A 25,673-nucleotide genomic window follows, 5' to 3' on the forward strand; every position below is an offset into this window, starting at 1 on the left:
GGAACGGCCTGGGCAATTACCTGCAATTGCACAGGCAGATCGAAACAACAACGCCACCGCAAGGTGGCGTTGTCGTTCAAGCTCGGTCACTCCGAAATCGGAGTCAGCATACTCCAATTCTGGAGTATGTCCTCAGGCACGCTTCTGACGGCGCGCCAGGGCCGCGCCCAGCGCAGCCAGCGGCAGCAGGGCCAGCGTGCTCGGTTCCGGCACCTGGTTGGTGACGAGCGTGCCAAGGCTTACTTGGCCGCCGCCGCTCACCGTATCGAAGCGTCCGGTATAGGTGCCGAAATCATTGTTGTAATACGCGGCAAACACCAGAAAATACTGGTTGCCGGCTTGCAGTGCCTGGTTGATCAGCGACAGGGAGCCGACGCCGGAGTCGTCGTCGTAGGCCAGCAGGTTGGTCAGGGGCGAGGACGCATTGAAAGCGCCTTGGTACACGTAAAGGAAAGTATCGGAACCTTGGGCGCTGAACGAGGTCGATTCAATCGAATAGGTACCGTTCGCGCTCACGTAGAAACCAAACACGTCGTAGGCAACGTTGGTGCCGACGCCACTGAGCAAAGTCGCCGAGAGCGGACGGTTGAACTTCGGGTCCGATACGGTCAGTTCACCGGAAATCGTTACCGGTGCTGCGAATGCAGCCTGGGAAGCCAGTACGACGCCTGCAATGGCGAATTTCAGGAATTTGGAAATCTGGAAAGAAAACATGGTACCCCCGTGTGATTGTGTTCTCAGCTTAGAGCAATTGCTGTGCCAGAGAAATATATTGTTTAGTATCAATGCCTTGGCATACATACTGCTGGGCGATGTGACTTCTTGTAAATAAAGTCGACATACTGTCCTATGTTTACCTGAGCAACATTAAAGCGATAACGCCAGCCGACGGTGGCATTATCGTTTAGCTTAGTTACTCTAGAATCGGAGTTAATTTACTCCGCTTCCGGAGTGCGGCCTCAAGCGCGCTTGCGGCGGCGCGCCAGGGCCGCGCCCAGCGCAGCCAGCGGCAGCAGCGCCAGCGTGCCCGGTTCCGGCACCTGGTTGACGACGAGCGCGCCGAGAGTTACCTGGCCGCCGCCGCTCACCGTATCGAAGCGTCCGGTATAGGTGCCGAACTGGTTGTTGTTATACGAGGTCACTACCAGGAAGTACTGGTTGTTGGCTTGCAGTGCCTGGTTGATCAACGAGAGCGAGCCGGCGCCGCTGTCGTCATCCACGGTCAGCAGGTTGGCCAGCGGCGACGCCGCGTTGAAAGCACCCTGGTACAAGGCCAGGAAGGTATCGGAAGGGGACGAGTTGAACGAGGTCGTTTCCATCGAATAGATACCGTTGGCGCTCACATGAAAACTGTACAAGTCATAGGCCACATTGGTACCGGCGCCGCTGAGAGCATTCGTCGTGAACGGACGGTTGAACTTGGGGTCCGATGCGGTCAGTTCGCCGGAAAACGATACCGGCGCTGCGAAGGCGGCCTGGGAAGCGAGTGCAATCCCCGCGATGGCGAGTTTCAGGAATTTGGAAGCCTGGAAGGAAAACATGGAACACCCCTGTGTGATTGTATTCCTGCATATGAGCAATTGCTGTGCCAGAGAAATATATTGTTTAGTATCAATACCTTGGCGTCAATACTGCTGGGCGTGGTGACTTGTTGTAAAGAAAATCGACATACCGGCCTGGCTTTGTCCTGCGCCGTGGCTTGGCACGAGGACGCAATCGCGCTATCGGCGATAATTCCTTATTTCGATTTTTGCCTTGTCGACCATGGATTTTTCCTTCACGGATATCGCGCGTCAGTTTGATGCAGGAACCTTCGCCCGGGGCGAGGCGTATAACCGCGATGGCATGGTGCTCGGGGTGCGCCGCGAGGGCGACAGGATCGATGGCAGGGTAGCCGGCAGCGGCCACAGCGTCTATCAGCAGCGCGTCCATCTCGTCGCCGGCGCCCGTGGCGTCAGGTTCGACGGCGACTGTAGTTGTCCGATGGACCATAACTGCAAGCATGTCGTGGCGGTGCTGCTGCACAGCCTAGAGCAGTCCGCACTGGCCGCAAGCACCTTGCCCGCACAGGCCGAGCGCTGGCTGGAGCGAGTAGCGCAGGTAAATGCGCTGGCGCCGGGGAGTGCGGTCCGGGTGGCGGATGCGGGCGTCGCCGTGCGCTACGCGCTCGTTCCCGACACGCGTGACGGATTGCTGCGCCTGCTCGTATGCAAGGCACGCCTGCGCAAGGATGGCAGTATCGGCGGCCTTGCCACTGTGGACAACATCGCTTCCCTGCTGGTCGTGCCCCTAGCCTATGTCGGGCCTGACGAGGAAGAGCTGCTGCGCATGGCGGTTGGCCTGGGAACAGGCACCTACATCAACGAGGTCAAGCCGGCAGGCCGCCTCGGCGCCCGCCTGCTGGAAGCATTGTGCGCAAGCGAGCGGCTGCTGTGGTCACCTGCCGCTCCCGACCTGCACCGCGGCCGTTTCATTGAACTGCGTCCCGGCGCGTCGCGCAGCGCCCGGCTCGACTGGCATGCGCGGGAGGATGCCGGCGCGTCGGTGGCGCTGGGCTGGTGCTTCGACGAGGGCGACCCGGTCGATTATGTGCTGCCGACCGAACCGGTGTTGTATGTCGCTGAAAACATGCTGGGCGAACTGACGCTGCCCGCGCAGCTCGCAGCCTTGCCCCCGGCTGCGCTGCTGGGCCTGGTGGCGCAGGCGCCGCACCTGCGTGCCGAGCAACGCGGGGAGATCGCGCGCCGCATGGTCGAGGCAGGCATGGACCGGCTGCTGCCCCCGCCGCAAGCACTACCGACGCAACATCGCACCGGCATCGCGCCGACGCCCTGCCTGCTGCTCGACAGCTACCCGGCCCGCCTGCGCCATGGCGGCCGGCACTGGCACGATCACGTGGTACTGAGCTTCGATTACGACGGTATGGAGACCGGCGACAGCGACGAAGCGGTGCTGCGCAGGATGGTGGGCGACACGGTCGAACTGGTCGAGCGCGACATGCACGCGGAAGCGGCGGCCATGGCCATGCTTGCCGGCCTCGGCTTTACGACGCCGGCGCCAGGCTCCGCCCTCGATGAGTGGGAAGATACGCTGGTATTACCTGATGAGGCGGCCTGGCTCGCCTTTGCACGGCACGAACTGCCGCGCCTGGAGGCCGCCGGCTGGCGCATCGAAAAGGACGGTAATTATCGCTACGACGTCGCCGAGGCCGAGGACTGGTATGCCGAATTGAACGAAGAAGGCGAGGGCAAGGGGGAGGGCGAAGGCGCCTGGTTCGCCCTCGAACTCGGCATCCTGGTCGACGGCCGGCGCCATGCCCTGCTGCCCCTGCTGGTGGAGATGATCCGCAATGCACCGCGGGATTTCAGCCCGGCCACGCTGGCCGCGCGCGCCGACGATAGCGAAGTCATCGTCGACTTGACTGCCATGACGCGCGTTGCCTTGCCCTGGCAACGGATCAAGCCGATCCTCGCCACCCTGGGCGAATTGTATTTCAGCGAACACTGCGGCAATGCCTTGCGCCTGCCCGTCACCGACGCCGCGCGCCTGGCCGAGCTGGAACAGGCGGCGCAGCTGCGCTGGCTGGGCGGCGAACGCTTGCGCGAACTGGGCCGCAAACTCGATGGTTTTGCCGGCATCACGCCGGTCGCGGCGCCGGCCGGCTTGCAGGCCACGCTGCGCGCCTACCAGCAGGATGGACTGGCGTGGATGCAGTTCCTGCGCGAATACGGCTTCGCAGGCATCCTAGCCGACGACATGGGGCTCGGCAAGACCGTCCAGACCCTGGCGCACATCCTGGTGGAGAAGGAGGCCGGCCGGCTCGACGCGCCGGCGCTGGTGGTGGCGCCGACCAGCCTGATGGGCAACTGGCAGGCCGAGGCGGCGCGCTTCGCACCGGGTTTGCGCGTGCTGCTGTTGCATGGCAAGGAGCGGGCGGCGCTGTTCGACCAGGTTGCCGGCGCCGATCTGGTGCTGACCAGCTATGCCCTGCTGTGCCGCGACGAAGAGGCGCTGCGCAAGCAGCGTTTCCACTTGCTGATCCTGGACGAAGCACAGTACATCAAGAACAGCCGCGCCCGGGCGGCGCAGGTGGCGTGTTTGCTGTCCGCCCGCCACCGGCTGTGCCTGACCGGAACCCCGGTACAGAACCACCTCGGCGAATTGTGGTCGCAATTCCATTTCCTCATGCCGGGGTTGCTGGGCGACGAAAAGGCCTTCAATACGCAGTTTCGCAAGCCGATCGAGAAGCACGGCGACAGCGCGCGCGCCAACCTGCTGACGCGGCGCCTGAAACCGTTCATGTTACGGCGCACCAAGGACAAGGTCGCCACCGAATTGCCGCCCAAAACCGAGATCGTGTTGCCGATCGACCTGGGCGGCACCCAGCGCGACTTCTACGAGACGGTGCGGGTGGCGATGGACCGCAAGGTGCGCGACGAAATCGGCCGCAAGGGGCTGGCCGCCAGCCAGATCGTGATCCTCTCGGCCTTGCTCAAGCTGCGCCAGGTCTGTTGCGATCCACGCCTGCTGCGCCCGTCCAGCGAAGCCGGCTCGGCCAAGCTGGACACGCTGATGGATCTGCTCGATACCCTGCTCAGCGAGGGACGCAAGGTGCTGGTGTTTTCGCAGTTCACCAGCATGCTGGCGCTGGTCGAAGACGAATTGCGCAAGCGCGGCGTCGAATACGCGCTGCTGACCGGCTCGACGGTCGACCGCGCCGCGCCGGTGGCGGCATTCCAGGGCGGCCAGGTCGCGGTATTCCTGATCAGCCTGAAGGCGGGCGGCGTCGGCCTGAACCTGACGGCGGCCGACACCGTCATCCATTACGATCCGTGGTGGAACCCGGCCAGCGAAAACCAGGCCACCGACCGCGCCTGGCGCATCGGCCAGGCGCAGCCCGTGTTCGTGTATAAATTGATCGCACGGGGCACGCTCGAGGAAAAGATCCAGGAGCTGCAGCGCCGCAAGGGCGCCCTGGCCGACGCCTTGCTGGCGCCCGAGGGCGGCCTGGCATCCACCCTCGATGCGGACGACCTGCAGGCGATCCTCAGCCTGTCGCTGTCGTGAGCTTCACCCTTACGCCAGTAACTTGAGCAAGGCCTGCGCCGCCGCTTCCGACGAGGCCGGATTCTGGCCCGTCACCAGCAAGCCGTCGGTGATGGCGTAGGGCTGCCAGTCGTCCACTTTCGAATAGAGGCCGCCGCTTTCCTCCAGCACGTCTTCGACCAGGAAGGGAACGACCTGGGTCAATCCAACCGCTTCTTCCTCGGTATTGGTGAAGCCGGTCACGCGCTTGCCATTCACCAGCGGCTTGCCGTCGGCGCCTTTTACGTGGCGCAGCACGCCCGGCGCATGGCAGACGGCCGCGACCGGTTTGCCGGCGGCGATCATCGCTTCGATCAGCGCGATCGAGTCCCGGTCCTCGGCCAGGTCCCAGAGCGGACCGTGGCCGCCGGGATAAAACACGGCGTCGAAGCTGGCGGCGTCGACGTCGGCCAGCTTGCCGGTGGCCGCCAGCACCGCCTGCGCCGCGGGATCGGCCTTGAAGCGCTGCGTCGCTTCCGTTTGCGCATCGGGCGCGTCGCTTTTCGGGTCCAGCGGCGGCTGGCCACCCTGGGGCGAGACCAGCGTCAGCTGCGCGCCCGCATCCTTGAGCAGGTAGTAGGGCGCGGCAAACTCTTCCAGCCAGAAGCCGGTCTTCTTGCCGGTGTCGCCGAGGCGGTCGTGCGAGGTCAGTACCATCAGGATGTTCATGTCGGTTCCTCCTTTGCGAGGTGAGCGTTTTGCCTACTCTAGCAAAGCTGCGCGTTCCCGAACGCGCGGCAGGTGCCCGGTATAATCGCCGGCCAATCAATGCAGCCCTCGGGCTCGCCTGCCTTTTCAAAGAACCGTTTCAATGACGATCGACTGGTTTTCTCCCGCGCAATTGGTCGGCTACGCCGCCTTCGTGCTCGGCGTAAGTTCCTTCATGCAAAAGGATGATCGCCGCTTCAAACTGTATATGGCGGCCGAGTGTTTCGCCTACATCGTCCATTTCTACCTGCTCGGCCGCCCGACCGCCGTCGCCAGCTCGACCATGTCGCTGCTGCGCTCGGTGCTGGCGCTGTACACGCGCTCGACATGGGTGGCCTTCCTCGTCATCGCCGCCAACCTGGCCTTGGGAGCGACCCTGGCGACACGCGCCTCCGACTGGCTGCCGCTGGGCGCGTCCTGCATCGGCACACTGGCCCTGTTCCTGATGGAGGGTGTGCGTATGCGCCTGGCCATGCTGTGCGGGACCGGGTTGTGGATCGTGAATAATGTGATCGCGGGCTCGGTCGGCGGCACCGCCCTGGAGGTGGTGATTGCGCTGGTGAATATCGTGACGATCCGGCGCATGATGCGTGATGCGCGGGCAGTGGCGGCGGTGTGAGGGCGGCTGCGTATGCCACCCGATCGCACCAGCCGCCACGATTGGAATCAAGCGCCCGGTGCCTGTAGCAGCTTGCGCTGAACCAGTGCGGTTACGCCTGCATGCGCGTGCCGTTACCAAACCAGCCGGGAGCGCTCAGGGCTCGCGCTGCACGGTGCCTTGGTCGTACTGGTCGTCATCGGTCTGGCTGGGGGGCATTGCGCCTTGCTGGCTGTCCTGCTGAACGGGCTGCTGGCCGTCTTTGCCCGCAACCGATCCCCCGATGGCGCCAGGGTCGCCGGTGCTGACGCTATCGGCGCTACCCGTATCAGTACGAGCGCCCTGGTGATCATCAGGCCCCTTGACGTCCGCGCCTTTATTTTGCATCGACATGCTGGTCCCCTTGCCATGAAATGTGGCTCCATGTTAGACCTGGCGCGCACGAATAGTCCTTTGGCGGCCAGCGATGTAGGACAACACTGTCCATATTACCCATGCGGATTGCCGCGGTATGGAGATTTGCACCGTGAGTCACCGTACTGAACCTTCCTGAGAGAAGGCGTATGGTGAAGGTTCAATGAGATCGCATGTCGGATCACCTGAGAGCCATACAGGAACCTGAATGCGCCATTACGCCGTCACGCCAGGCAACCCGGCACGAATGCCACCATACGAGGACAACATGACCGCTACCGCTCACGAAAAGCATGAAGCCGATACCTACCTAGCTGCTGCCGAGTCGCGAACGAATGCGCAATGCAACGCGTTCACATCGAAAGCGTCAGACGTGCTTTCTTCCCGGTATGTGCGTGGCGCCGCTGTACTGGGCATCGCAGCGGCGGGCTATGCGCTCGTCAGGCGCAAAAAGACCGCTAAAAAGACCGGTATATCTTATAGAGCGCTAGAACGCAGCGACGGTACTGGCGACCTCGTGAAGACGGGTAGTTTTCTTCTACCCCTGCTGGCGTCGTTTGCCTCGGCCATGAGCAATGCCGGCGTCGCCGCACCCGCCGCACCCGCCGCACCCGCCCCGGTCCAGGAACGAACAACCTATCCTCCGAAGCGTTCGGAGGACGGCAAATCCGATGCGAAGAAAGTGGAAACTGCCACGAGCGCGCCGCCGCGTCCACGGTTCGAGCACACCTCGGCGAGCTGGATTGGCAGGCAATGGCAAATCATCTCGGCGGCGGCAAACGCATGGATGGACGATTACGCGCCGAGTATGGGGGCGGCGCTGTCGTATTACACGCTGTTTTCATTGGCACCGCTGCTGGTGCTCATCATCGCGATTGCCGGGATGGTATTCGGACAGGATGCTGCGCAAGGAGCCATTATCGCGCAGCTTCAAGGCATCATGGGCGAGGACGGAGCGACGGCCGTGCAGGACTTGCTGCAAGCGGCGCGTGAACCGTCCACCGGGATTGTCGCCAGTATCGTTGGCGGTGTTCTGTTGCTGCTCGGCGCAACTGCCATTTTCGCCGAGCTGCAAACTGATCTGGATCGTATTTGGGAGGTGCCGGAGAAAGCGAAACCGTCTGGCCTGTGGGGTTGGTTGCGCAGCCGCGTATTATCGTTCGGACTGGTTCTCGGACTTGCTTTCATGCTGATGATTTCACTCGTCGTCAGCGCAGCGCTCGCTGCGACGAGCGAATGGTTGGGTGGCGGGGCAGCGGAAAGCGTTTTGGCAAACGTGTTGAATTTCATCGCGTCGTTCGCCCTCTTTACAGTGCTGTTTGCGATGATCTACAAGCTCATGCCAACCGCAAAGATATCCTGGCACGATGTCTGGATGGGGGCCGCGGTAACAGCCTTGCTGTTCAACGTAGGCAAATCGTTGATCGGCTTGTACCTTGCGAAATCGAGCGTGGACTCGGGCTTTGGCGCCGCCGGCTCGTTTGTGATCCTGGTCGCGTGGTTCTATTATTCTGCGCAAATTTTCCTGTTCGGCGCTGAATACACGTGGGTGTACGCAAACAGCAAAGTAAAGAACGGGAGCGCGGACCGCCACTAGTTGCGAGGAGATGGCGGTGTGCGAGAAACTGCCGGAGACCATGGCGCGGCACGTGCGCGCCGTCGATCCCGGCCAGCGGTTTCCGGCAAACCCCGATCAGTCGATCTCGCTCACGAACTGCCCGAGCGGGCGGCGCACTTTCGGCAGGTCGACCAGCCAATCCTGCTCGGACTTGCGGTAGCCCAGCGGCAGCATGACCGCGCTGCGCAGGCCGCGTTCGCCCAGGTGCAGGATGCGGTCGACGGCGGCCGGATCGAAGCCTTCCATCGGCGTGCAATCGACTTCCTCGAAGGCGGCCGCGATGACCGCCGCACCGAAGCCGATATAGGCTTGACGCGCAGCGTGCTCGAAGTTCACCTGGGCGCCGCGGCTCGGGTAGGTCGCGAGCAATTGCTGGCGGTAGGCTTCCCAGCCTTCGTTGCGGAAACCGCGTACCTCGTTGGTGAGGTCGAACATGTGGTTGATGCGCTCCGGCGTGTAGTCGTCCCAGGCGGCGAACACCAGCAGGTGCGAGGCGTCGACGACCTGCGCCTGGTTCCAGGCGACCTCGCGGATCTGGGCGCGCAGCGCCGGATTGTTCACGATCAGGATTTCAAAGGGCTGCAGGCCGGACGAGGTCGGCGCCAGGCGCGCCGCTTCGATGATGCGGTCGAGCTTATCCTGCGGCACCTTGCGCGTCGGGTCCATCGCCTTGGTGGCATAGCGCCATTTCAATTTGTCGAGCAATTCCATGTAGTTCCTTTCGAATAGAAGTGCGTCATTGTATTTGTTCACGTCCGATCGACGGCGCAATCGAGCGGCAAGATAGGCATGGGCGTGTCCGCCGGCGATGGCCTGCGGCGCGGGACGATTGGGGCAGGAAGTAGTGTGCCCGGCATCTTCGGCGCGATCGCGCAGCCGCATGCGCAGAGAACGATCGGCTTTGTTGTCGAGCGGTAACGAAAATCCTCACTCATGCATTTCTCGATGTAAATATATCGACTTGTATATTCCTCTTCGGTAAAGTTTGACCCGTCCGTTTGCAATGCTTTCGCCAGTTCCACCGGGACGGCGGCCACACTTCGACCACGATGACGTATCCGACTTTTCACGACGCCACGCATGCATTGCCGCAGATGCGCATCCCTTTCACCGGGGTCTCCGCTTGAGCATGCTGCGGCGGATTGCCGATCTGCTGTGCGGGTCCGACGCCGGCCTGCACCGCATGCTTCAGTACTGGGCCGCCACCTGCGTGCTGTATGTGGTCTGCATCCTGCTGTTGCTGCTGCAGGTGGGGCAGGGCCTGAGCAATGCCGGTGCGGCGCATGGCCTGATCGTGTTCGGCGCCTGCGGCGCCTGCGTGTTTTATGTGCTGATCCGCGCTAACGCGCGCCTCCGGCTGGCGCCTGACCAGCTGGCGGTGGCGCAGGCGGTATTCTCGCTGGTCTGCAGCGTCTGGGCCTATGCCATTGCCGGACCCTTGCGTGCGGCCATGCTGGCCATGGCGGTGGTGATCATCGTGTTCTGCATGTTCGCCCTGCGTCCGCGCCAGACCCTGATGCTGTCGGCCGCCGCGATCGTCGGCATGGGGGCGGTCATGTGGTGGCTGCAGGCGCGCGATCCGCTGCGCTTTCCGCCGATGACCGAACTGGCGACCTTCGGCTACCTGGCCGGCGCGCTGATGTCGACCGCGCTCCTGAGCGGCGAAATGCATAAACTGCGCGCGCGCCTGAAGCGCCAGAAGAAAGAATTGTCCGACGCACTGGCGACCATCCGCGTGCTGGCGACGGTCGACGAACTCACCTCGCTGGTCAACCGCCGCCACATGAACGACGTGCTCGCGGCCGAGGAGCGCCGCAAGACTGGTTCCCTAACCACCTGCATCGCCCTGCTCGACATCGACTTTTTCAAGCAGGTCAACGACGGTTACGGCCACGCCGCCGGCGACGCCGTGCTGCGCTGCTTCTCGGCGGCGGCGCGCACCTCGCTGCGCGCCAACGACGTGCTGGCGCGCTGGGGTGGCGAGGAATTCCTGTTGCTGCTGCCCGACGCCGCCCCCCACGATGCGCGCGCGGTGCTGGAACGCATGGCCGAGCGCGTGCACGCCATGGTGGTGCCGGGCCTCGACGGCAAGCGCATCAGCTTCTCGGCCGGCCTGGCCACGCGCCGCGCCGGCGAGCCGTTTGCCGAGGTCATCAGCCGCGCCGACCACGCGCTGTACCAGGCCAAGGAGGCGGGGCGCGACCGTATCGTGCTGGCTTAGCGCGTCGGACGAAATTAATACGGAGGCGCACGTCGAAAATGATGCGCAGACCCGTAAGGTGGGCGGCTGCACCTCTTCAGTTTGCGAACCAGCGGCGCTGGCGCCGCCCACGCGTTCAACCAGTCGGAGATTCGTCGCGAAGTTTCAGCGTGTAGTTGAACGCGTGGACGGCATTTACGCAGCAAGAATGCACGCGCTCAGGTATAGCCGCCCACCCTACGGGTCTGAGCATTCTTCCTTGGAAAACTCAGCGTCACCGAATGGTATTCAACCCCGTCAGATCCGCGCCCCTGCCACTCCTCCCACCTTGCGGCGGCGCACCGCAAACATCAGCCCGCCAAGCGTCGCGAACATGGCCAGCGTGCCCGGCTCGGGTACTTCCGCCTGCAGTTGCGCGGCGGCGAATCCTTGCAGGGCGATCGCGGTGGCGGCGTCGATGCCGAGGTCGCGTGCCACGTACTCGTTGCCGCCGAGCGAGCGCGGATCGAGTCCGGTCACGTTGCCGAAGATGGTCAGCGCTTCCAGGTAATAGCCATACACGCTGCCGTGGTAGGAATCCGGCGCCCACAGGTTGATCTGGCCGGGGCCAATGCCGTCGTACGGGTTGGCGTCGGCCAGGCCGCCCGCGATCGCCCGATTCCAGGCTTCGCCGACGGGGATGACGTCGCTGATGTTGGCGGATGCCGCATCGGCCGCGTCGTAGCCCGCGCGCACGTCCTGCGCCATCGCGTAGATCGAGTCGCCGTACCAGGGGCTGCTGGTATTCCGGTAGGTCAGGTCGGCGCGCGACCAGGTGGCGGTCAGGCGCACGTCGACGTTCGGGTTCTGTCCGCGCAAGGCGTCGGCCAGCAGGCCGGAATAACGGATCAGCGTTGCCGGATTGCCCGGATTGGCGGCGTCGAGTGTGCTGTAGCTTTGCAGCAGCACCATGTCGAAGGGCTTGACGATGGTGTTGTAGCGGTTGTTGTAGTGGAAATCGAGGCCAGAGCCGCCCTGGGTTTCCAGGCTGACGTCATAGTTCAGTCCAGCCTGCAGCGTCATGGCCTTGAACAGGGCCGGCACGCCGCCGATGTTCGAGCCGTTCAGGTCGGTGACCGTGTTGGGACGGTAACTCTGGACGTGGGGCGGCTGGGCGCCGGCGGGGTCGCCGTAGGTAAAGCTGTTGCCGACGAAAAGGATGGTGGTGGCCGACGCCGGCAGGGCCAGGCCGCCCAGCGCAATGGCGGCGAGGACGGTGGCGCTTGAACGGCGCAAGCTGCGGGGGATGTGCATGTCGTCTCCAGTCTGTTGTGGTTGGCATGCAGGCGCGGGCGCGCCTGCCGACATGGAACTTAGCAAATCATGTGCCTGAAAATTACATTGTTGAATAATCAGTCAGTTACGCTACCCGGAATGGATGAGCTGTAAAAGGCGCCGACAGGCGTCAGGACTGGGCGATCAGTTCGATGCGGTTGCCGAACGGGTCTTCGATGCCCGCACGGCGCCGGCCCGCGACCGTGGCTTCCTCGCGCACGGCGACCTGGCACGCACGCAGCAAGGCGCAGTAGCCGGCGAAGTCGTCGATGATGAAGGCGGGGTGCGCCTTCTTTGCGGGCACGAAGTCGGTCTGGCTGCCGATGTGCAGCTGGGTCGCGCCGGTGAGGAACCACATGCCGCCGGAGGCGTTCAAGGGCGCCGGTTTCGGGATTTCCACCAGGCCGAGCACGCCGCCGTAGAAGGCGCGCGCGGCGGCGTCGGCGCCTGGTGGAATGGCGACCTGGACGTGGTCGAGACCGGCAATGTGGGGCATGGATTCTCCGCTGGGTTGGAAGGGGCAATGGACCTCATTATTGCATCCCGCCATGCGCAGCGCTCAAGCGGCGAGCGCGAGCGGGACGTCCAGCCCGGCGAGCACCTGCGCCAGCGGCTGCGGCCGCGCGAACAGGTAGCCCTGCATGCTCGGGCAGCCGTTAGCGGCCAGGAAATCGGCTTGTTCCCGCGTCTCGACGCCTTCGGCCACCACGCGCAGGCGCAGGTGCGCGGCCATCGCCAGGATCGAGCAGACGATGGCGTCGCCGTCGGCGCCGTCCGGTGTGTCGCGCACAAAACTTTTATCGATCTTCAGCTCATATAGCGGCATGCGCTTCAGGTATCCCAGGTTCGAGTAGCCGGTGCCGAAATCGTCGATCGAAAAGCGGATGCCGGTCGCGGCCAGCGCATGCATGCGCGCGATGGTCCCCTCGCGGTCCTGGATCAGCAGGCCCTCGGTCAGTTCCAGGATCAGTCCATCGGCAGGCACGCCGGTACGCGCCAGCACGCCGTGCACCTGCTCGACGAAATCGGCCTGGCCGAACTGCAGTGGGCTGACATTTACCGACAGGGGCATTCGGTGGCCGGCGGCGTCCAGGCGGCGCCAGGCCAGGCAGGTCTGGTGCAGCGCCCATTGGCCCAGCGGCACGATCAGGCCGCTTGCCTCGGCGATCGGAATGAACACGTCCGGCGGCACGAAGCTGCCGTCGGCACGCTGCCAGCGCATCAGCATTTCCGCGCCCACCGGCACGCCGGCGGTGTCGCATTGCAACTGCAGGTACAGCGCCAGTTCGCCGCGGTCGATGGCGCCGGCCAGGTCGCGCTCCAGGGTCAGGCGCTGTTCGACCTCGGCGCGCATGGTCGCTTCGAACAGGGCCACGCCGTTACGCCCGCGCGCCTTGGCCTGGTACATGGCGGTGTCGGCCTCGCGCAGCAGGTCGTGCGCGCTTTGCCCGCCTGGGGACAGCAGCGTCACGCCCAGGCTGGCCGAGGCCTTGTACCGGTTGCCGTCCACTTCGACCGCATCGAGCAGCGCATGGCGCAGGCGGTTGGCGCCGGCCAGGGCGGCCGTGGCGGCGCTGTCGTGATCATGGCCGATGCGCGGCAGCAGCACCACGAACTCGTCGCCGCCGATGCGCGCCACCGTGTCGCCGTCGCGCATCAGGTGCGACAGGCGCGCCGCGACGCTGCGCAGCAGGGCGTCGCCGGTGGCATGCCCGCGCGCGTCGTTGACGTATTTAAAATGGTCGAGGTCGATGAAGATGACCGCGCCCCAGTCCGCGCCCTGGGCCGTGCCGGTAGCCGCGCGCGCCTCGGCCAGCAGCAGGTCGAGCCGTTCGAGCAGGTAGCGCCGGTTCGGCAGCTCGGTCAGTACGTCGTAGTAGGCGAGGCGGTGAATGGCGTCCCTGCTTTCTTCCATCGACTCCGCGACCGCGTGCAGTTCGCCGAACGACGTGGCCAGCTTCTGCAGCAGGGTGCTGCACGACACCGTGATGAGGGCGCCGATGAACAGGAAGTTGAGTGCAACCATCAGCGACGGCACCAGCGCCCGGGTTGGCAGGGCGCCGAGTTCCGCCCTGACGTGGCCAGCGAGCGAGAGGCCGAAGACCAGCAAGGCGGCAAGACCAAGCGCGGCGAGCGCTGGCCGCCGTCCGAGCAGGATCGCCGCGAACACGGGCGGCGCGACCAAATAGATCTGCGCCACCTGGCCGACATTGACGATCATGCCGGTCGAGACGAGGAAGACGATCGCGATGAAATTGAACACGCGGGTTCGGTAGGACCAGCCGCGCAGTCGCCAGATCGCGACCAGCCAGCCGATGGCGACCAGGTCGACCGCGATCAGCGCCCACAGTCCCTCCTGGAAGGCGAGGGCCATGCTGGGAATCGCCGTGCCGATGCCGAGCACCAGCACGATCGACAGCAGACGGGAGAAAATGTGGGCGCGCCAGTGCGCAATATCGGTGAGGGGAGCCACGCAATGCCTTTGGAAGCAGATGCGTGATGTTGTTCACTTGCATCTAAAATTGCTGCAACGCATCACTATATCGCACTGACACGCGCTTGTCGTGGATTCGGAACACACCTGTTGTGAAGCAACATCGTCCGCTTTTCAGCTTGCGTCACCTTCTCCCGCCGCCGGCCTGGCGGCGCGCCGGCAGCGTTCCGAGCAGTATTTCACGCCTCCCCAGTCGCGTTCCCACTTCTTGCGCCACGTAAAAGGCAGCGTGCAGTGCGCGCACTGTTTCACTGGCAGCTCGGATTTCTTGCGCATTTTCATGCGAGGATTGTAGCGGTCCCCTGCGCGTTTGCGCTCACTGCTATGTCTGTTTCCGCACTGAACGGCCCGGTGCCGCGTCGTATGCTGGGGTGTACGTACTGAACATAGTTTCCCGGGGAAAGACCATGAACACCGCCACCAGCACCAATGCCGCCACCGATGCAGTCCCGGCGGACCCCGACGAAAAACCGCGCGCCGCGCCCTTGTCGCTCGACGCCTGGAAACAGTTCGTGAATGTCGCCAAGCCGTACTGGCTGGGGGAAGAAAAGCGGCAGGCCTGGCTGCTGTTGCTGCTCCTGATCGTGCTGATGCTGGCCGAGACCAAGTTCGCCGTCATGCTCAACGACCAGGCCGGCGAAATGACCTCGGCGCTGGCCGGCAAGAACGGCGACCGCTTCTGGACCTCGGTACGCGCCTGCCTGTTCATTCTCGCCTTCGCGGTGCCGATCTACGCCTTTTATTACTACATGCGCGACCGCTTCGCCAACCACTGGCGGCGCTGGCTCACCAGCCGTTTCCTCGACAGTTACCTGAAAGGGCGCAAGTACTACGCGCTCGGCGCCGACAAGGAGATCGACAACCCGGACCAGCGCATCAGCGAAGACATCAACACGTTTACGGGCAGGTCGATCCACTTCCTGCTGATTTTCCTGGGTTCGCTGATGCAGCTGGTCGCCTTCAGCGCCGTGCTGTGGTCGATTTCGAGCGTGCTGGTCGGCGTGCTGGCGCTGTACGCCTTTATCGGCACCGTGGTTGCCCTCTACGTCTTCGGCAATCCATTGATCCACCTGAATTTCTGGCAGCTGCGGCTCGAGGCCGATTTCCGCTTCAGCCTGATGCGCCTGCGCGAGAATGCCGAATCGATCGCCTTTTACCGCGGCGAAGCGCAGGAGCGCGCGCACATCGACAACAAGTTCGGCAAGGTGATCCGCAACTATGCAAAGCTGATCCGCAAGCAGCGCTCGCTGAACCTGTTCCAGCGCACCTTCAGCCAATTGACGCTGGTGCTGCCGGGTGTGATCCTGGCTGACGGCGTGCTGTCGGGCCAGCTGGAAGTGGGACGCGCGATCCAGGCGGCCGGCGCATTCACGGCGGTGCTCGGCGCCGTAGGGATGATTGTCGATAACTTCGAGAGCCTGAGCCGCTTCGTGGCCGGCATCGACCGCCTGCAAGGCTTGTCGACGCTGCTGCTGCCGGATCCGGATGCGCCGCAGGCGGGTGCCGACAGCCAGCCGCCGCGCATCCGGACGCGTCCCGGCGCCCATCTCGCACTGGAAGCGCTGACCTTGTACCCGCCGCAATCCGAGCGGGTGCTGATCAAGGAACTGAGCCTGGTGCTGAAACCGGGTGATGCGCTATTGATCACCGGCGACAGCGGCTGCGGCAAGAGTTCGCTGCTGCGCGCGATCGCGGGCTTGTGGGACCGCGGCAGCGGCACGATCCAGCATCCGCCGCTAGACCATTTCTTCTTCCTGCCGCAGCAACCCTACCTGCAGTCCGGCACGCTGCGCAGCCAGCTGATCTACCCCAGCGCGCACTCGGATTTGAGCGATGCCGAATTGCTCGACATCCTCGCGCAAGTCCACCTGCCGCGTCTGGCCGAGCGCGTGGGCGGGCTCGATGCCGTGCATGACTGGGAAAAATTGCTGTCGGTCGGCGAGCAGCAGCGCCTGGCGTTCGGCCGGGTGCTGGTGCACCAGCCGCGCATCGTCATCCTCGACGAAGCGACCAGCGCGCTCGACAGCGCCAACGAAACGGCGCTGTATGCGCGCCTGCGTGCGAGCGGCACCACTTTGATCAGCATCGCCCATCGCGCCGCCGTGCTGCGCCACCATACCCACGTGCTGCGCCTGAAGGGCGAAGGGGAATGGGAACTGCATGATGCGGACGGGTACCGGTTTGAAGGGCAGGGAGCCGGCGCCGAGGTCAAGCAGGCGGTCGCGGTGGCGGTACCGGTTCCGGTGCTGGTCGTGGCCGCTGCGGCCTAGCACTGGCTGAAAGGGGAGCTAGCTCAGCCGAGTTGTCCGGTGGTAAGCTATTCATATTGTCACTTCACACTTGAAGGAACCTTATGAAACCGCTGTTTTCCTCCGACGAAGAAGCGAAGGCAACTTCCGCGGCGCCTGCGCCGGCATTGCCGCCGCTCTTGGATCCTGTCCTGAATCCTGCTCCTGTGCAGGGTGCGCTGCCTGCCTTGCGTCCGGAGGCGAGCGTGGCGCCGCAAGTGCGTGTCGATATCTCCGGTATCGACGACAAGGCGATCGAGTCGCTTGGCGGCAACACCGGCGCCGGCGTGGCCAAGGTCTCGGCCAAGCTGCTCGGCACCGTGCGCGCGTCGGATGCGGACGTGTTCGGCACCCAGTTGAACGAACTGATCGCCACCTCCAAGGGCCTGGACCCGGCCAAGCTGCGCTCGGGCGGGCTGATGTCGCGCGTGACCAACATGTTCGGCTCGGTGAAGGAAAAGATGCTGTCGCAGTACCAGGTGGTCGAGTCGCGCATGGACACGCTGGTGGCGGAAATGACGCGCCATGCCAACGTGCACCGGGCGCGCATCCACGATTTCGACGAAATGTACAAGGGCCTGGAAGGCTACTACCAGGGCCTCGCTGCCGACGTGCAGAAGGGCGAAGCCTGGGCGGAAAAACTGCGCCAGGCGGTGGCGCAGCAAGCCGCGCCGACGAATGCTTTCGAGGCCCAGCAGGCGACCGAACTCAAGCGCCGTCTCGAACGCCTCGAAAAGCGCATCGACGATCTGAAACGCGCCATGCTGATGGCCACGCAGATGGTGCCGCAAATCCGCCTGTCGCAAGACAATGCGCGCGCCCTGACCGACACGTTTACCGATATCGTCAACGTCTCGATTCCGGCCTGGCGCAACGTGTTTTCGCTGTACCTGCTGCAACTGGAGGCCAAGCAGAGCGCGGCGGTCGCGAATGCCGCCTACGACGCCACCGACGCCGCTTTCCGCGCCCAGGCCGACATGCTGCTGGAAAATACCGAGACGGTGGCGCGCGCCAAGCAGCGTTCGCTGGTCAGCCTGGAAACCGCCCAGCACGTGCAGACGCAGCTGATTACCGCCTTCGACAAGCTCGAACAGATCTCGAACGAAGGCCAGCAGCGCCGCAAGGATGAACTGCCGAAGCTGCAGGAACTCGAGCGCGAGTTGATTACGCGGTTTTCGCCGACCATGGCCTAATCAGCGAAAATAAGCATTCACACCATCGTAAACATAAAGGGAAAGTCATGGCGACGACGCTTGAAACCGGCCACCGCATCAACCTCGAAAAAACCGCACCGGGCCTGAAACGCGTTCGGATCGGCCTCGGCTGGAAGGTCAACGCGGCCGCGGGCCAGGCCTTCGACCTCGATTCGTCGGTCTTCCTGTGCAAGAAGGATGCGAACGACGACCCGGTCATGCTCAGCAACGCCCACTTCGTCTACTACAACCACACCACGTCTCCGGATGGCGCGGTGGTGCACTCGGGCGACAACCGCACCGGCGACAAGGATGGCGACGACGAAGTCATCACCGTCGACCTGGCCCGGGTCGATCCGACGATTGTCGAAATGCCGATCGTGGTCACCATCCACGACGCCGAGGTGCGCAAGCAGACCTTCGGCAGCGTGAACGACGCCTATATCAAGGTCTACAACGACGACACCGGCGAAACGATCGCGGAATACGACCTCGACGCCGACTACTCGGACAAGACCGCGCTGCAGTTCGGCTCGCTGTACCGCAGGGATGGCGAATGGCGCTTCCAGGCCGTCGGCGCCGGTTTCAAGTTGAACCTGGCGACGTTCATCCGCAAGCTCGGCGGCACCGTCTGAGGACCATCCTTGACGCCGGGTGAGCGATGACGCCCAAGGCATTCGACTTCGGCGAAGAGCCGGCGCCTGACTCCGCTCCGGCCGAACCTCCGGCCGTGCAGGCGTTCGACTTCGGCGACGTGCAGGATGCGGCGCCTGCTCCCGCCGGTCCGCCCAAGGCGCTGTCGTTCGACGACCTTCCGGCGGCGCCGGCCTCGTCCAGCCTGATGCGCAAGGCCGCGCCCGCGGCGCTGTTCGACAGCGAAGACCATCCAGCGGTGCGCGACGCGCTGGCCACCGTCCGCACCGACTATCCCGCCGTGTTCGCGCAGGCCGAAGGGCGCCTGGCCGCGCTGTTCCGCCGCATCCTGCCGGTGCAGCTCTCTCTGGTCACGCAATGGGGAGAGGAGCCGTTGGCGCAGCACGCCGCGCTGCTCCAGCCGGTGACGGAACTGGTCCTCAAATTCGCGCAAATGGGGGTGCCCGCCCAGATCGAGGCCGCGCTCGAGAGCACCAGGGCGCCGAGCGGCATGTTCGGCCGGCTGCTGCGCCGCCCGACGTCGCCTGCCCAGCACAAGCCGGCGCTGACGGCAAGCCGCGCCCAGCTCCTGCAACTGCTGGCCGACAGCGAAGTCGCCATGCGTGACCTGGAAGCGTCGGCGCAGCACCTGAACCTGCATCTGGTGGCGCTTGCCGTCGTCTCGACACTTGCCGGTAATTCGCCCGATGCGGCCTTGCTCGACGCGCTGGTCCAGCGTCGCACGCTGATCCAGCAGGCGGTGCGCCAGGCCGAGCTGTCGATGCTGCAGATGGGGCAGGTACGCCAGCAGGCCGCCGACCTGATCGGGCAAGTATCCTCCTTTTTGACGGTGACCTTGCCTGCGCTCGAGATGGCGCAGGCGCAGGGTGGCAAATAATTGACTTCAAAGCGCGGGCGGGCGGCCGGGACGGCCGGATTGCCACTCCAGGGGCCATGAATGTCGCCATTAGAGGCCCAACTCACCCTCAAGGTTCGCCGAAGGAAGCCAGGGCTGCGCAAGATCGCGCTTTCTGTGCAAAGTGGTCAATGGACCTTGATCTTGAGTAGTCCAGCAGCAGCCCCGATTGATAAATCTCAAACCCTGTCCCGAAGCCGCGGCGATGCTGCGTGCCGCGACTAGACTGAGTTACCGATTCCTGCAATCGCTTGCGGGTAATCTCCAGTCCGGCTAAGGGGTGAACAATGAAAAATCCTTTGAGAACGCAGCGGCGCGTCTTGCTGGCGGCCGCGCTGATTGCATCGGTCGCATTGTCCGTGACGGCAGGTGCCGACAGCCTGCGCGATTTCCTCGACAGCGAAAATCCCGTCAAGCGCGGCTACGCCATCGTGCCGCCTGGAGTCGTGTTGAACCTGGCGGACAAGGATCGCCAGCTGGTGGGCCTGGGAAGCTACGCCATCAACACCAACGGTTGTGCCGACTGCCACAGCCGCCCGACCTATTCACCCGGCGGCGACCCGTTCCGCGGCGAACCGGAACGACTCAATGCCGAAGAATACCTGTCCGGCGGCCGCCAGTTCGGGCCGCAAATCACGGCACCGAACATCACCCCGGACAATGCGGGACGGCCGGCGGGGCTGACACGCAGCGAGTTCATCCAGCTGATGCGCACCGGGCGCAATCCCAGGGATCCGACCGGCGCCATCCTCCAGGTCATGCCCTGGCCGGCGTATGGCAAGAAGACGGAACTGGAGCTGATCGCCATGTACGAATACCTGCGTGCGATTCCCTCCTTGCCGGACAATCCGAATCCCGGGCCTTGAGTCGAAAAGCCTGGGCCAGCATGCAGCGGTCGTTTGAAGGACCGGCGATGTTGGCCCGGCTACGCGACTGTTTTTTGTCCAAAGGTCCTGCGCCAATCCCTCGGGCTCACCTGGAACCGTTTTTTGAAGTGCTGCCGCAACGACAGCGGCGTCTGGAAGCCGGTCAGTTCCGAGATTCGTTCGATTGGTATCGAGGTCGTTTCAAGCAATTCGCGCGTTTGCTGCAAGCGCTCGTTCACCAGCCAGTCGACCAGCGTCATGCCCGTCGCTTTGTGAAAATGACGCGTAAATGTGCGTCGGCTCGTTGCTGCCCTCGACGCCAGGTCATCGATGCTGTGCTGCTTGCCGATATTTTCACGCAAGTAGTCGAGCAGCCGGTTGACTTGCGAATCCTGCGTGGAGGCGGCCACGGGTTGTTCGATGAACTGCGCCTGACCACCTTCGCGATGGGGTGGAATAACCATGGTTCGCGCAACTTTATTAGCGATCTTCGGCCCATGGTAGGCACGTACCAGATACAAGCAACAATCGAGTCCCGCACCCGTGCCTGCCGAGGTAATCAAGCGGTCCTCGTCGACATAGAGTGCGTTCATATCGAGCCGCACGCGCGGGAAACGCAAGCAGAAATCTTTTTCGGCCATCCAATGGGTGGACGCGCGCTTGTCGTCGAGTAATCCCGAATAGGCAAGTACATAGGCGCCGTAGCAAAGTCCGACAACGTGGGCACCCCTCGCATGTGCGCGCGTCAGCGCAGCCGCCAGCTCTGGAGCAGGGCGCGCGTCCAGGTCGTGCCACCCTGGGATAACCAGGATATCCGCTGTTTCCGCCAGTTCCAGACCACCGTCCGGCTGTACCGTCATGGCACGCTCGGCAGTCAGGGGCTGGGCACCTGGAGAAATAATCTTCAGGTCGAATAAACGGTTTTCGGCCATTTCCATGCTGAACACCAGATAGGGCACGGAGAAATGAAACGGGCTGAAATTGGGATACATGATCAGGGCGACAACTGGTGGTTTCGTATTCATGGCTGCAAACTCATGTGGTGGCCCGAAAGCATCGGTATTTGGCATGCGGGTCAATATTACTGCGGGCGCTGCGCCGCCACAATGCTGCTACCAACCACACTCATGGAGCAACAACATGCAACGACTGAAAGCGCTGGTTCTCGTCCTGTCCCTGACCCTGGGGGCAGCAAGCCTGCCGGCCCATGCGGCCCCCCTGGCCGGTCCAGCGGCGACGAAGCACATGGTCCAGGTTCAACAGATCCGCAACGCGACGGCGAAGATTGCCTACGCAGGAAAGACGTTTCTTCTTGATCCCTTCCTGGCGAAAAAGGGCACGTATCCAGGCTTTGAGGGGACTTTCAACAGCCAACTGCGCAACCCGCTCATCGAACTGCCAATGCCTGCGCAGGAAGTCGTCAAGGGCGTGGATGCGGTGATTGTGAGCCATACCCACCTCGACCATTGGGACGGTGGCGATCATCGCTTCATTCCGAAGGCGATTCCTTTGTTCGTACAGCATGAAGCCGATGCCAAACTCATTCGCGGCCAGGGTTTCACCAATGTCCGCATCATGGATGAGAATACCGTCTTCGACGGTGTGCAACTGACCCGGACCGGCGGCCAGCACGGTACCGATGACATGTACGCGAAAAAACCGTTGGCCGAGGCGCTGGGCAAGGCCATGGGCATCGTCTTCCGGGCACCGGGGACGAAAACCATGTACGTCGTCGGCGATACGGTCTGGCGTAGCGACGTCGACCAGGCACTGGCAAAGTTCAAGCCCGAGGTCATCATCCTGAATGCCGGGGATGCGCGCATGGTCGGGTACGCAGGTTCCATCATCATGGGAAAGGACGATGTACTTCATGCGTACCAGCTCATGCCGGAGGCGATCATCGTTGCCACGCATATGGATGCCATCAACCATATGACGCTCAGCCGCAAGGAATTGAAGGAGCATGTCAAACAACATGGCATCGGGGATCGCGTACGCATTCCGGCGGATGGGGAAATCCTGAAGTTCTGAACGTTTTTGGATTGCTTCAATGATCGCGGCCGGCTTTGCTCCTCGCAAGAGCCAAGGCGACATGGTCGTCAGCATCCGCCACGAATCCGCGGATCCGGACGTGCCGTTCTTTACGCAAGGGACGGACGGCGTCCAGATCCACGGATTCGTGACGGTCGTTGGCGCCATGAGCCATATGTGCATCGACGCGACGACACGCGCCGCCTCGGATTTCGCCTACAAGACGATGGGGCGAGGCATGGGCTACTTGCGAGCCGATGCCTTGCCGCGCAGCCGGTCGCGCGCCGGAATGCCGGCCTTGGCCTTTTCCTGCACCGTCTCCTCCGCCTCTTCCTTGGCAGGATCTTCCAGCGTTGCCAGGATGGGGCAGTCCGGCCGATCGTCGCCGGCACAACAACTGATCAGCTCTTGCAAGGTATCCGCCATCTCGCGCAGATGCCGGATCCTGTCCTCGAGTTCAACGATATGCGCCTGGGCCAGGCGTTTGACGTCGGCGCTCTGGCGCGACCGGTCGTCCCACAACCCAAGCAGTTCACTGATTTCCGCCACCGAAAACCCAAGGTCGCGCGCGCGCCGGATGAAGCGCAAGCGATGCACGTCGTTGCGGGCATAGGCGCGGTAGCCCGATTCGCTGCGCGCCACGGGCGGAATGAGTGCGATGTCCTCGTAGTAGCGAATCATCTTTGCCGAGACGCCTGACGCTTTCGATGCTTCACCAATGTTCATGCCGGTCTCCTTATGAGCTACTGGGTGGGGGTACAAAGCCGCGCAGGCGCAGTGCGTTACCAAGCACGAATACGCTGGACAGCGCCATTGCGCCCGCAGCAAAAGCGGGCGACATCAGCAGGCCCCAGGCCGGGTAGAGCACCCCGGCGGCGACCGGGATGAGCGCCGTGTTGTAGGCGAAGGCCCAGAACAGGTTTTGCCGGATGTTGCCAATAGTGGCCTTCGATAGTGCGATCGCATTCGGGACGCCCTGCAGGTTGCCGGACATTAGCACCACGTCGGCTGCTTCCATCGCGATATCGGTACCGGTGCCGATCGCCAGGCCAACGTCGGCCTCGGCCAGCGCCGGCGCGTCATTGATGCCGTCGCCGACAAACGCAACGGCACCATGTTCGGCCCGGAGCCGCTGGATCGCCTTTACTTTCCCCTCGGGCAGCACCTCGGCGACGACCTCGTCGATACCGAGGCTGGCCGCGATTGCCTTCGCCGTGCATTCGTGATCGCCGGTGATCATTGCCACCTTCAAGCCCAGCTGGTGGAGGGCAGCGATGGCGGCCGGTGTCGTCGCCTTGATCGGATCGGCAACGGCAACGATCGCTGCCAAGCGTCCATCGATCGCGGCATACAGCGGAGACTTGCCTTCCCGGCCCAGCTTCTCGGCCGTTTGCCCGAAACGATCGACATCGATGCCCAGCGAGCGCATGTAGCGGTCAGCCCCCACCTCCACACGTGCGCCGTCGACGATGGCGCGAATACCCATGCCCGTCACGGAGTCGAATCCCGTTATCGCAGGGAGATCGATGCCTTCCCGCTCGGCGGCCAGCACGATTGCGCGGGCGATCGGATGCTCGGAACGCGACTCTGCCGCTGCAATCATTGCCAATACCGGCCTGCGTTCGAATCCAGCAGCCACTTCCAGGTCGGTCAGCGCTGGCCGGCCCTCGGTCAGGGTACCGGTCTTGTCGACCGCCACAACCCGGGCGTCCTTCAGGAGCTGCAGGGCTTCGCCTTTGCGGAACAGCACACCGAGCTCCGCACCGCGCCCGGTCCCGACCATGATCGAGGTCGGCGTCGCCAGTCCCATCGCGCAGGGGCAGGCGATAATCAGCACCGCTACGGCATTGACCAGGGCAAAGCTGAGCGCCGGCGAGGGTCCGAAGACGAGCCAAATCAGGAAAGTGATGAGCGCGGCAAGCATCACCGCCGGCACGAACCACATGGTGATCTTGTCGACGACCGCCTGGATCGGCAGCTTCGAGCCCTGCGCTTGCTCGACCAGGCGGATGATCTGGGCGAGGACGGTTTGCCCGCCGACGGCCGTGGCGCGCAGGGTCAACGCACCTTTCTGGTTGACGGTCCCGCCCACGACCGCGCTTCCCTGATTTTTCCTGACCGGCACCGGTTCGCCGCTGATCATGGATTCGTCGACGTAGCTGTCCCCCTCCGTCACTTCGCCATCGACCGGAATGCGCTCGCCCGGACGCACCTCGACCAGGTCGCCGGCAGCGACATCGCCGATCGGGATATCGCTCGTGCGTCCATCGCGCACCACGTGGGCTACCTTGGCCTGCAGGCCCACCAGTCTTTGGATGGCTTGTGAGGTACGGCCTTTCGCCTGGACTTCCAGGAAGCGTCCGAGCAGGATCAGCGCAACGATCACGGCGGCCGCCTCGTAATAGACGTTGACCGTACCTGCCGGCAGCAGGCGAGGGGCGAAGGTGGCGACGACCGAGTACCCGTATGCGGCCAGCGTACCGACCGCGACGAGCGAATTCATGTCCGGCGCGAGCCGCAGCAGTGCCGGGAAACCCTTGGTGTAAAAGCGACGGCCAGGAATCAGGAGCACCAATGTGGTTAGGACGAACTGGATGGTCCAGCTGGGTCCTTTGCCGATGGTGTCCATCACCCAGTGGTGCATGGCCGGAATCAGGTGCGAGCCCATTTCGAGGATGAAGACGGGCAGGGCCAGCGCCGTTGCGAGCAGCAGATCGCGCTTGAGCGCCAGCCGCTCCGCATCCTTCCTTGCCGAGGTGTCCTCTTCAGGAGCGCCCGCAACCGCGTCGAGCAACCGGGCTTCATAACCGGCCTTGTCGATTGCCGCCAGCAGCGCGTCAGGCGCCGCCATGCCGCGAACCGTAGCGCGTTCAGTTGCCAGGTTGACCGTGGCCTGGGCAACGCCAGGGACGGCCTGGAGCGCACGCTCGACCCGCCCGACGCAAGAAGCGCAGGTCATGCCTTCGACAGACAGCTCGACCGTCTGCGCGGGGACATCATATCCGGCCTTCTCGATTGCCTGCACCAGCGCCACGCGGTCGACTGTACCGTTCCCGCTCGGCCGGACTTCGGCGCGTTCTGTTGCAAGGTTGACTGTAACGCTCCCAACGCCCTCGACTTTCCGAAGCGCCGCTTCCACCCGTCCGACGCAGGAAGCGCAGGTCATGCCCTCGATCGGCAGGCTCAGGGCTGGCCCACCAGTACCTGGCAACTGTTTGCTTGTGACGCTCATGCTTCGATCCTGTATATGTGTTCGACTGACTGCCAGCGTACACATTCCCATCGTGGGAAGGTCAAGCGGAAGTATGGCGACAT

Annotated in this window: 21 protein-coding genes and 1 pseudogene; 10 read left to right on the forward strand and 12 right to left on the reverse strand. The window is 63.6% G+C overall.

Going from position 1 to position 25,673, the window contains the following annotated elements:
* Positions 1–132: 132 nt before the first annotated feature.
* Positions 133–714, reverse strand: coding sequence for a PEP-CTERM sorting domain-containing protein (locus IFT60_RS08045; RefSeq protein ID WP_192051438.1), 582 nt, complete (start codon positions 712–714; stop codon positions 133–135).
* 245 nt (positions 715–959) lie between these two features.
* Positions 960–1,541: a PEP-CTERM sorting domain-containing protein gene (locus IFT60_RS08050; protein WP_192051439.1), complete on the reverse strand. Its 582-nt coding sequence runs from the start codon at positions 1,539–1,541 to the stop codon at positions 960–962.
* Between the two features lie 223 nt (positions 1,542–1,764).
* On the opposite strand from IFT60_RS08050, the gene IFT60_RS08055 reads away from it, so the two are divergent.
* Positions 1,765–5,067 (forward strand): DEAD/DEAH box helicase, encoded by a 3,303-nt coding sequence (locus IFT60_RS08055; RefSeq protein WP_229510744.1) that lies wholly within the window; start codon positions 1,765–1,767, stop codon positions 5,065–5,067.
* Between the two features lie 9 nt (positions 5,068–5,076).
* Here the strand turns inward: IFT60_RS08055 and IFT60_RS08060 are convergent, their stop codons facing one another.
* The gene (locus IFT60_RS08060; protein WP_192051440.1) at positions 5,077–5,754 is read right to left on the reverse strand and encodes a type 1 glutamine amidotransferase domain-containing protein; all 678 of its coding nucleotides are present in this window, start codon (positions 5,752–5,754) and stop codon (positions 5,077–5,079) included.
* A gap of 142 nt (positions 5,755–5,896) precedes the next feature.
* Between IFT60_RS08060 and IFT60_RS08065 the strand changes: the two genes are divergently transcribed.
* A complete protein-coding gene (locus tag IFT60_RS08065) occupies positions 5,897–6,412 on the forward strand; it encodes a YgjV family protein (RefSeq protein WP_197986252.1) in 516 nt (171 codons plus the stop codon).
* 135 nt (positions 6,413–6,547) lie between these two features.
* Here the strand turns inward: IFT60_RS08065 and IFT60_RS08070 are convergent, their stop codons facing one another.
* The gene (locus IFT60_RS08070; RefSeq protein ID WP_192051441.1) at positions 6,548–6,784 is read right to left on the reverse strand and encodes a hypothetical protein; all 237 of its coding nucleotides are present in this window, start codon (positions 6,782–6,784) and stop codon (positions 6,548–6,550) included.
* Positions 6,785–7,013: 229 nt separating this feature from the next.
* On the opposite strand from IFT60_RS08070, the gene IFT60_RS26455 reads away from it, so the two are divergent.
* Positions 7,014–8,402, forward strand: coding sequence for a YihY/virulence factor BrkB family protein (locus IFT60_RS26455; RefSeq protein WP_229510733.1), 1,389 nt, complete (start codon positions 7,014–7,016; stop codon positions 8,400–8,402).
* 96 nt (positions 8,403–8,498) lie between these two features.
* Here IFT60_RS26455 and IFT60_RS08080 read toward each other — a convergent pair whose 3' ends face one another.
* A complete protein-coding gene (locus IFT60_RS08080; protein ID WP_192051442.1) occupies positions 8,499–9,134 on the reverse strand; it encodes an NAD(P)H-dependent oxidoreductase in 636 nt (211 codons plus the stop codon).
* A 418-nt stretch (positions 9,135–9,552) separates the two neighbouring features.
* Between IFT60_RS08080 and IFT60_RS08085 the strand changes: the two genes are divergently transcribed.
* Entirely contained in the window at positions 9,553–10,644 is a 1,092-nt protein-coding gene (locus tag IFT60_RS08085; protein ID WP_229510745.1) for a GGDEF domain-containing protein, read from the forward strand.
* Positions 10,645–10,920: 276 nt separating this feature from the next.
* On the opposite strand, the gene IFT60_RS08090 is transcribed toward IFT60_RS08085, so the two are convergent.
* The 4 genes from IFT60_RS08090 to IFT60_RS08105 form a co-directional block, all read right to left on the reverse strand.
* On the reverse strand, positions 10,921–11,916 hold the full coding sequence (locus IFT60_RS08090) for a PEP-CTERM sorting domain-containing protein (protein ID WP_192051444.1): 996 nt from the start codon (positions 11,914–11,916) through the stop codon (positions 10,921–10,923).
* A gap of 151 nt (positions 11,917–12,067) precedes the next feature.
* Positions 12,068–12,433, reverse strand: a complete 366-nt coding sequence (locus IFT60_RS08095; protein WP_192051445.1) for a VOC family protein — start codon at positions 12,431–12,433, stop codon at positions 12,068–12,070.
* Positions 12,434–12,496: 63 nt separating this feature from the next.
* Positions 12,497–14,410, reverse strand: a complete 1,914-nt coding sequence (locus tag IFT60_RS08100; protein ID WP_192051446.1) for a putative bifunctional diguanylate cyclase/phosphodiesterase — start codon at positions 14,408–14,410, stop codon at positions 12,497–12,499.
* 135 nt (positions 14,411–14,545) lie between these two features.
* On the reverse strand, positions 14,546–14,713 hold the full coding sequence (locus IFT60_RS08105) for a DUF2256 domain-containing protein (RefSeq protein WP_192051447.1): 168 nt from the start codon (positions 14,711–14,713) through the stop codon (positions 14,546–14,548).
* A gap of 125 nt (positions 14,714–14,838) precedes the next feature.
* Between IFT60_RS08105 and IFT60_RS08110 the strand changes: the two genes are divergently transcribed.
* The 5 genes from IFT60_RS08110 to IFT60_RS08130 all read left to right on the forward strand — a co-directional run bounded on the left by IFT60_RS08110 (position 14,839) and on the right by IFT60_RS08130 (position 20,327).
* The gene (locus IFT60_RS08110) at positions 14,839–16,701 is read left to right on the forward strand and encodes an ABC transporter ATP-binding protein/permease (protein ID WP_192051448.1); all 1,863 of its coding nucleotides are present in this window, start codon (positions 14,839–14,841) and stop codon (positions 16,699–16,701) included.
* 83 nt (positions 16,702–16,784) lie between these two features.
* The gene (locus IFT60_RS08115) at positions 16,785–17,912 is read left to right on the forward strand and encodes a toxic anion resistance protein (protein WP_192051449.1); all 1,128 of its coding nucleotides are present in this window, start codon (positions 16,785–16,787) and stop codon (positions 17,910–17,912) included.
* Between the two features lie 47 nt (positions 17,913–17,959).
* Positions 17,960–18,547 (forward strand): TerD family protein, encoded by a 588-nt coding sequence (locus tag IFT60_RS08120; protein ID WP_192051450.1) that lies wholly within the window; start codon positions 17,960–17,962, stop codon positions 18,545–18,547.
* Positions 18,548–18,573: 26 nt separating this feature from the next.
* Complete coding sequence (locus tag IFT60_RS08125; protein ID WP_192051451.1) at positions 18,574–19,443, forward strand: hypothetical protein; 870 nt, start codon at positions 18,574–18,576, stop codon at positions 19,441–19,443.
* 305 nt (positions 19,444–19,748) lie between these two features.
* Positions 19,749–20,327: a cytochrome C gene (locus tag IFT60_RS08130; RefSeq protein WP_192051452.1), complete on the forward strand. Its 579-nt coding sequence runs from the start codon at positions 19,749–19,751 to the stop codon at positions 20,325–20,327.
* Positions 20,328–20,386: 59 nt separating this feature from the next.
* Here the strand turns inward: IFT60_RS08130 and IFT60_RS08135 are convergent, their stop codons facing one another.
* On the reverse strand, positions 20,387–21,352 hold the full coding sequence (locus IFT60_RS08135) for a GlxA family transcriptional regulator (RefSeq protein ID WP_192051453.1): 966 nt from the start codon (positions 21,350–21,352) through the stop codon (positions 20,387–20,389).
* 115 nt (positions 21,353–21,467) lie between these two features.
* Between IFT60_RS08135 and IFT60_RS08140 the strand changes: the two genes are divergently transcribed.
* Positions 21,468–22,358 (forward strand): MBL fold metallo-hydrolase, encoded by an 891-nt coding sequence (locus tag IFT60_RS08140; protein ID WP_192051454.1) that lies wholly within the window; start codon positions 21,468–21,470, stop codon positions 22,356–22,358.
* A gap of 348 nt (positions 22,359–22,706) precedes the next feature.
* Here IFT60_RS08140 and cueR read toward each other — a convergent pair.
* Both cueR and IFT60_RS08150 read right to left on the reverse strand, forming a co-directional pair.
* Positions 22,707–23,084: pseudogene (cueR, locus tag IFT60_RS08145) on the reverse strand (Cu(I)-responsive transcriptional regulator); the annotation flags it as partial.
* Between the two features lie 10 nt (positions 23,085–23,094).
* On the reverse strand, positions 23,095–25,590 hold the full coding sequence (locus tag IFT60_RS08150) for a heavy metal translocating P-type ATPase (protein WP_192051456.1): 2,496 nt from the start codon (positions 25,588–25,590) through the stop codon (positions 23,095–23,097).
* Between the last annotated feature and the right edge of the window lie 83 nt (positions 25,591–25,673).

This window comes from Massilia sp. CFBP 13721 (assembly GCF_014842025.1).
Lineage (GTDB): Bacteria > Pseudomonadota > Gammaproteobacteria > Burkholderiales > Burkholderiaceae_D > Telluria.

Coding starts and splice junctions, on each gene's coding strand:
- IFT60_RS08085 (WP_229510745.1), top strand. CDS start 9,553: ATGCTGCGGCGGATTGCCGATCTGCTGTGCGGGTCCGACGCCGGCCTG.
- IFT60_RS08045 (WP_192051438.1), bottom strand. CDS start 714: ATGTTTTCTTTCCAGATTTCCAAATTCCTGAAATTCGCCATTGCAGGC.
- IFT60_RS08080 (WP_192051442.1), bottom strand. CDS start 9,134: ATGGAATTGCTCGACAAATTGAAATGGCGCTATGCCACCAAGGCGATG.
- IFT60_RS08055 (WP_229510744.1), top strand. CDS start 1,765: ATGGATTTTTCCTTCACGGATATCGCGCGTCAGTTTGATGCAGGAACC.
- IFT60_RS08150 (WP_192051456.1), bottom strand. CDS start 25,590: ATGAGCGTCACAAGCAAACAGTTGCCAGGTACTGGTGGGCCAGCCCTG.
- IFT60_RS08095 (WP_192051445.1), bottom strand. CDS start 12,433: ATGCCCCACATTGCCGGTCTCGACCACGTCCAGGTCGCCATTCCACCA.
- IFT60_RS08070 (WP_192051441.1), bottom strand. CDS start 6,784: ATGTCGATGCAAAATAAAGGCGCGGACGTCAAGGGGCCTGATGATCAC.
- IFT60_RS08110 (WP_192051448.1), top strand. CDS start 14,839: ATGAACACCGCCACCAGCACCAATGCCGCCACCGATGCAGTCCCGGCG.
- IFT60_RS08050 (WP_192051439.1), bottom strand. CDS start 1,541: ATGTTTTCCTTCCAGGCTTCCAAATTCCTGAAACTCGCCATCGCGGGG.
- IFT60_RS08105 (WP_192051447.1), bottom strand. CDS start 14,713: ATGAAAATGCGCAAGAAATCCGAGCTGCCAGTGAAACAGTGCGCGCAC.
- IFT60_RS08125 (WP_192051451.1), top strand. CDS start 18,574: ATGACGCCCAAGGCATTCGACTTCGGCGAAGAGCCGGCGCCTGACTCC.
- IFT60_RS08120 (WP_192051450.1), top strand. CDS start 17,960: ATGGCGACGACGCTTGAAACCGGCCACCGCATCAACCTCGAAAAAACC.
- IFT60_RS08140 (WP_192051454.1), top strand. CDS start 21,468: ATGCAACGACTGAAAGCGCTGGTTCTCGTCCTGTCCCTGACCCTGGGG.
- IFT60_RS08065 (WP_197986252.1), top strand. CDS start 5,897: ATGACGATCGACTGGTTTTCTCCCGCGCAATTGGTCGGCTACGCCGCC.
- IFT60_RS08135 (WP_192051453.1), bottom strand. CDS start 21,352: ATGAATACGAAACCACCAGTTGTCGCCCTGATCATGTATCCCAATTTC.
- IFT60_RS08115 (WP_192051449.1), top strand. CDS start 16,785: ATGAAACCGCTGTTTTCCTCCGACGAAGAAGCGAAGGCAACTTCCGCG.
- IFT60_RS08130 (WP_192051452.1), top strand. CDS start 19,749: ATGAAAAATCCTTTGAGAACGCAGCGGCGCGTCTTGCTGGCGGCCGCG.
- IFT60_RS26455 (WP_229510733.1), top strand. CDS start 7,014: ATGCGCCATTACGCCGTCACGCCAGGCAACCCGGCACGAATGCCACCA.
- IFT60_RS08060 (WP_192051440.1), bottom strand. CDS start 5,754: ATGAACATCCTGATGGTACTGACCTCGCACGACCGCCTCGGCGACACC.
- IFT60_RS08090 (WP_192051444.1), bottom strand. CDS start 11,916: ATGCACATCCCCCGCAGCTTGCGCCGTTCAAGCGCCACCGTCCTCGCC.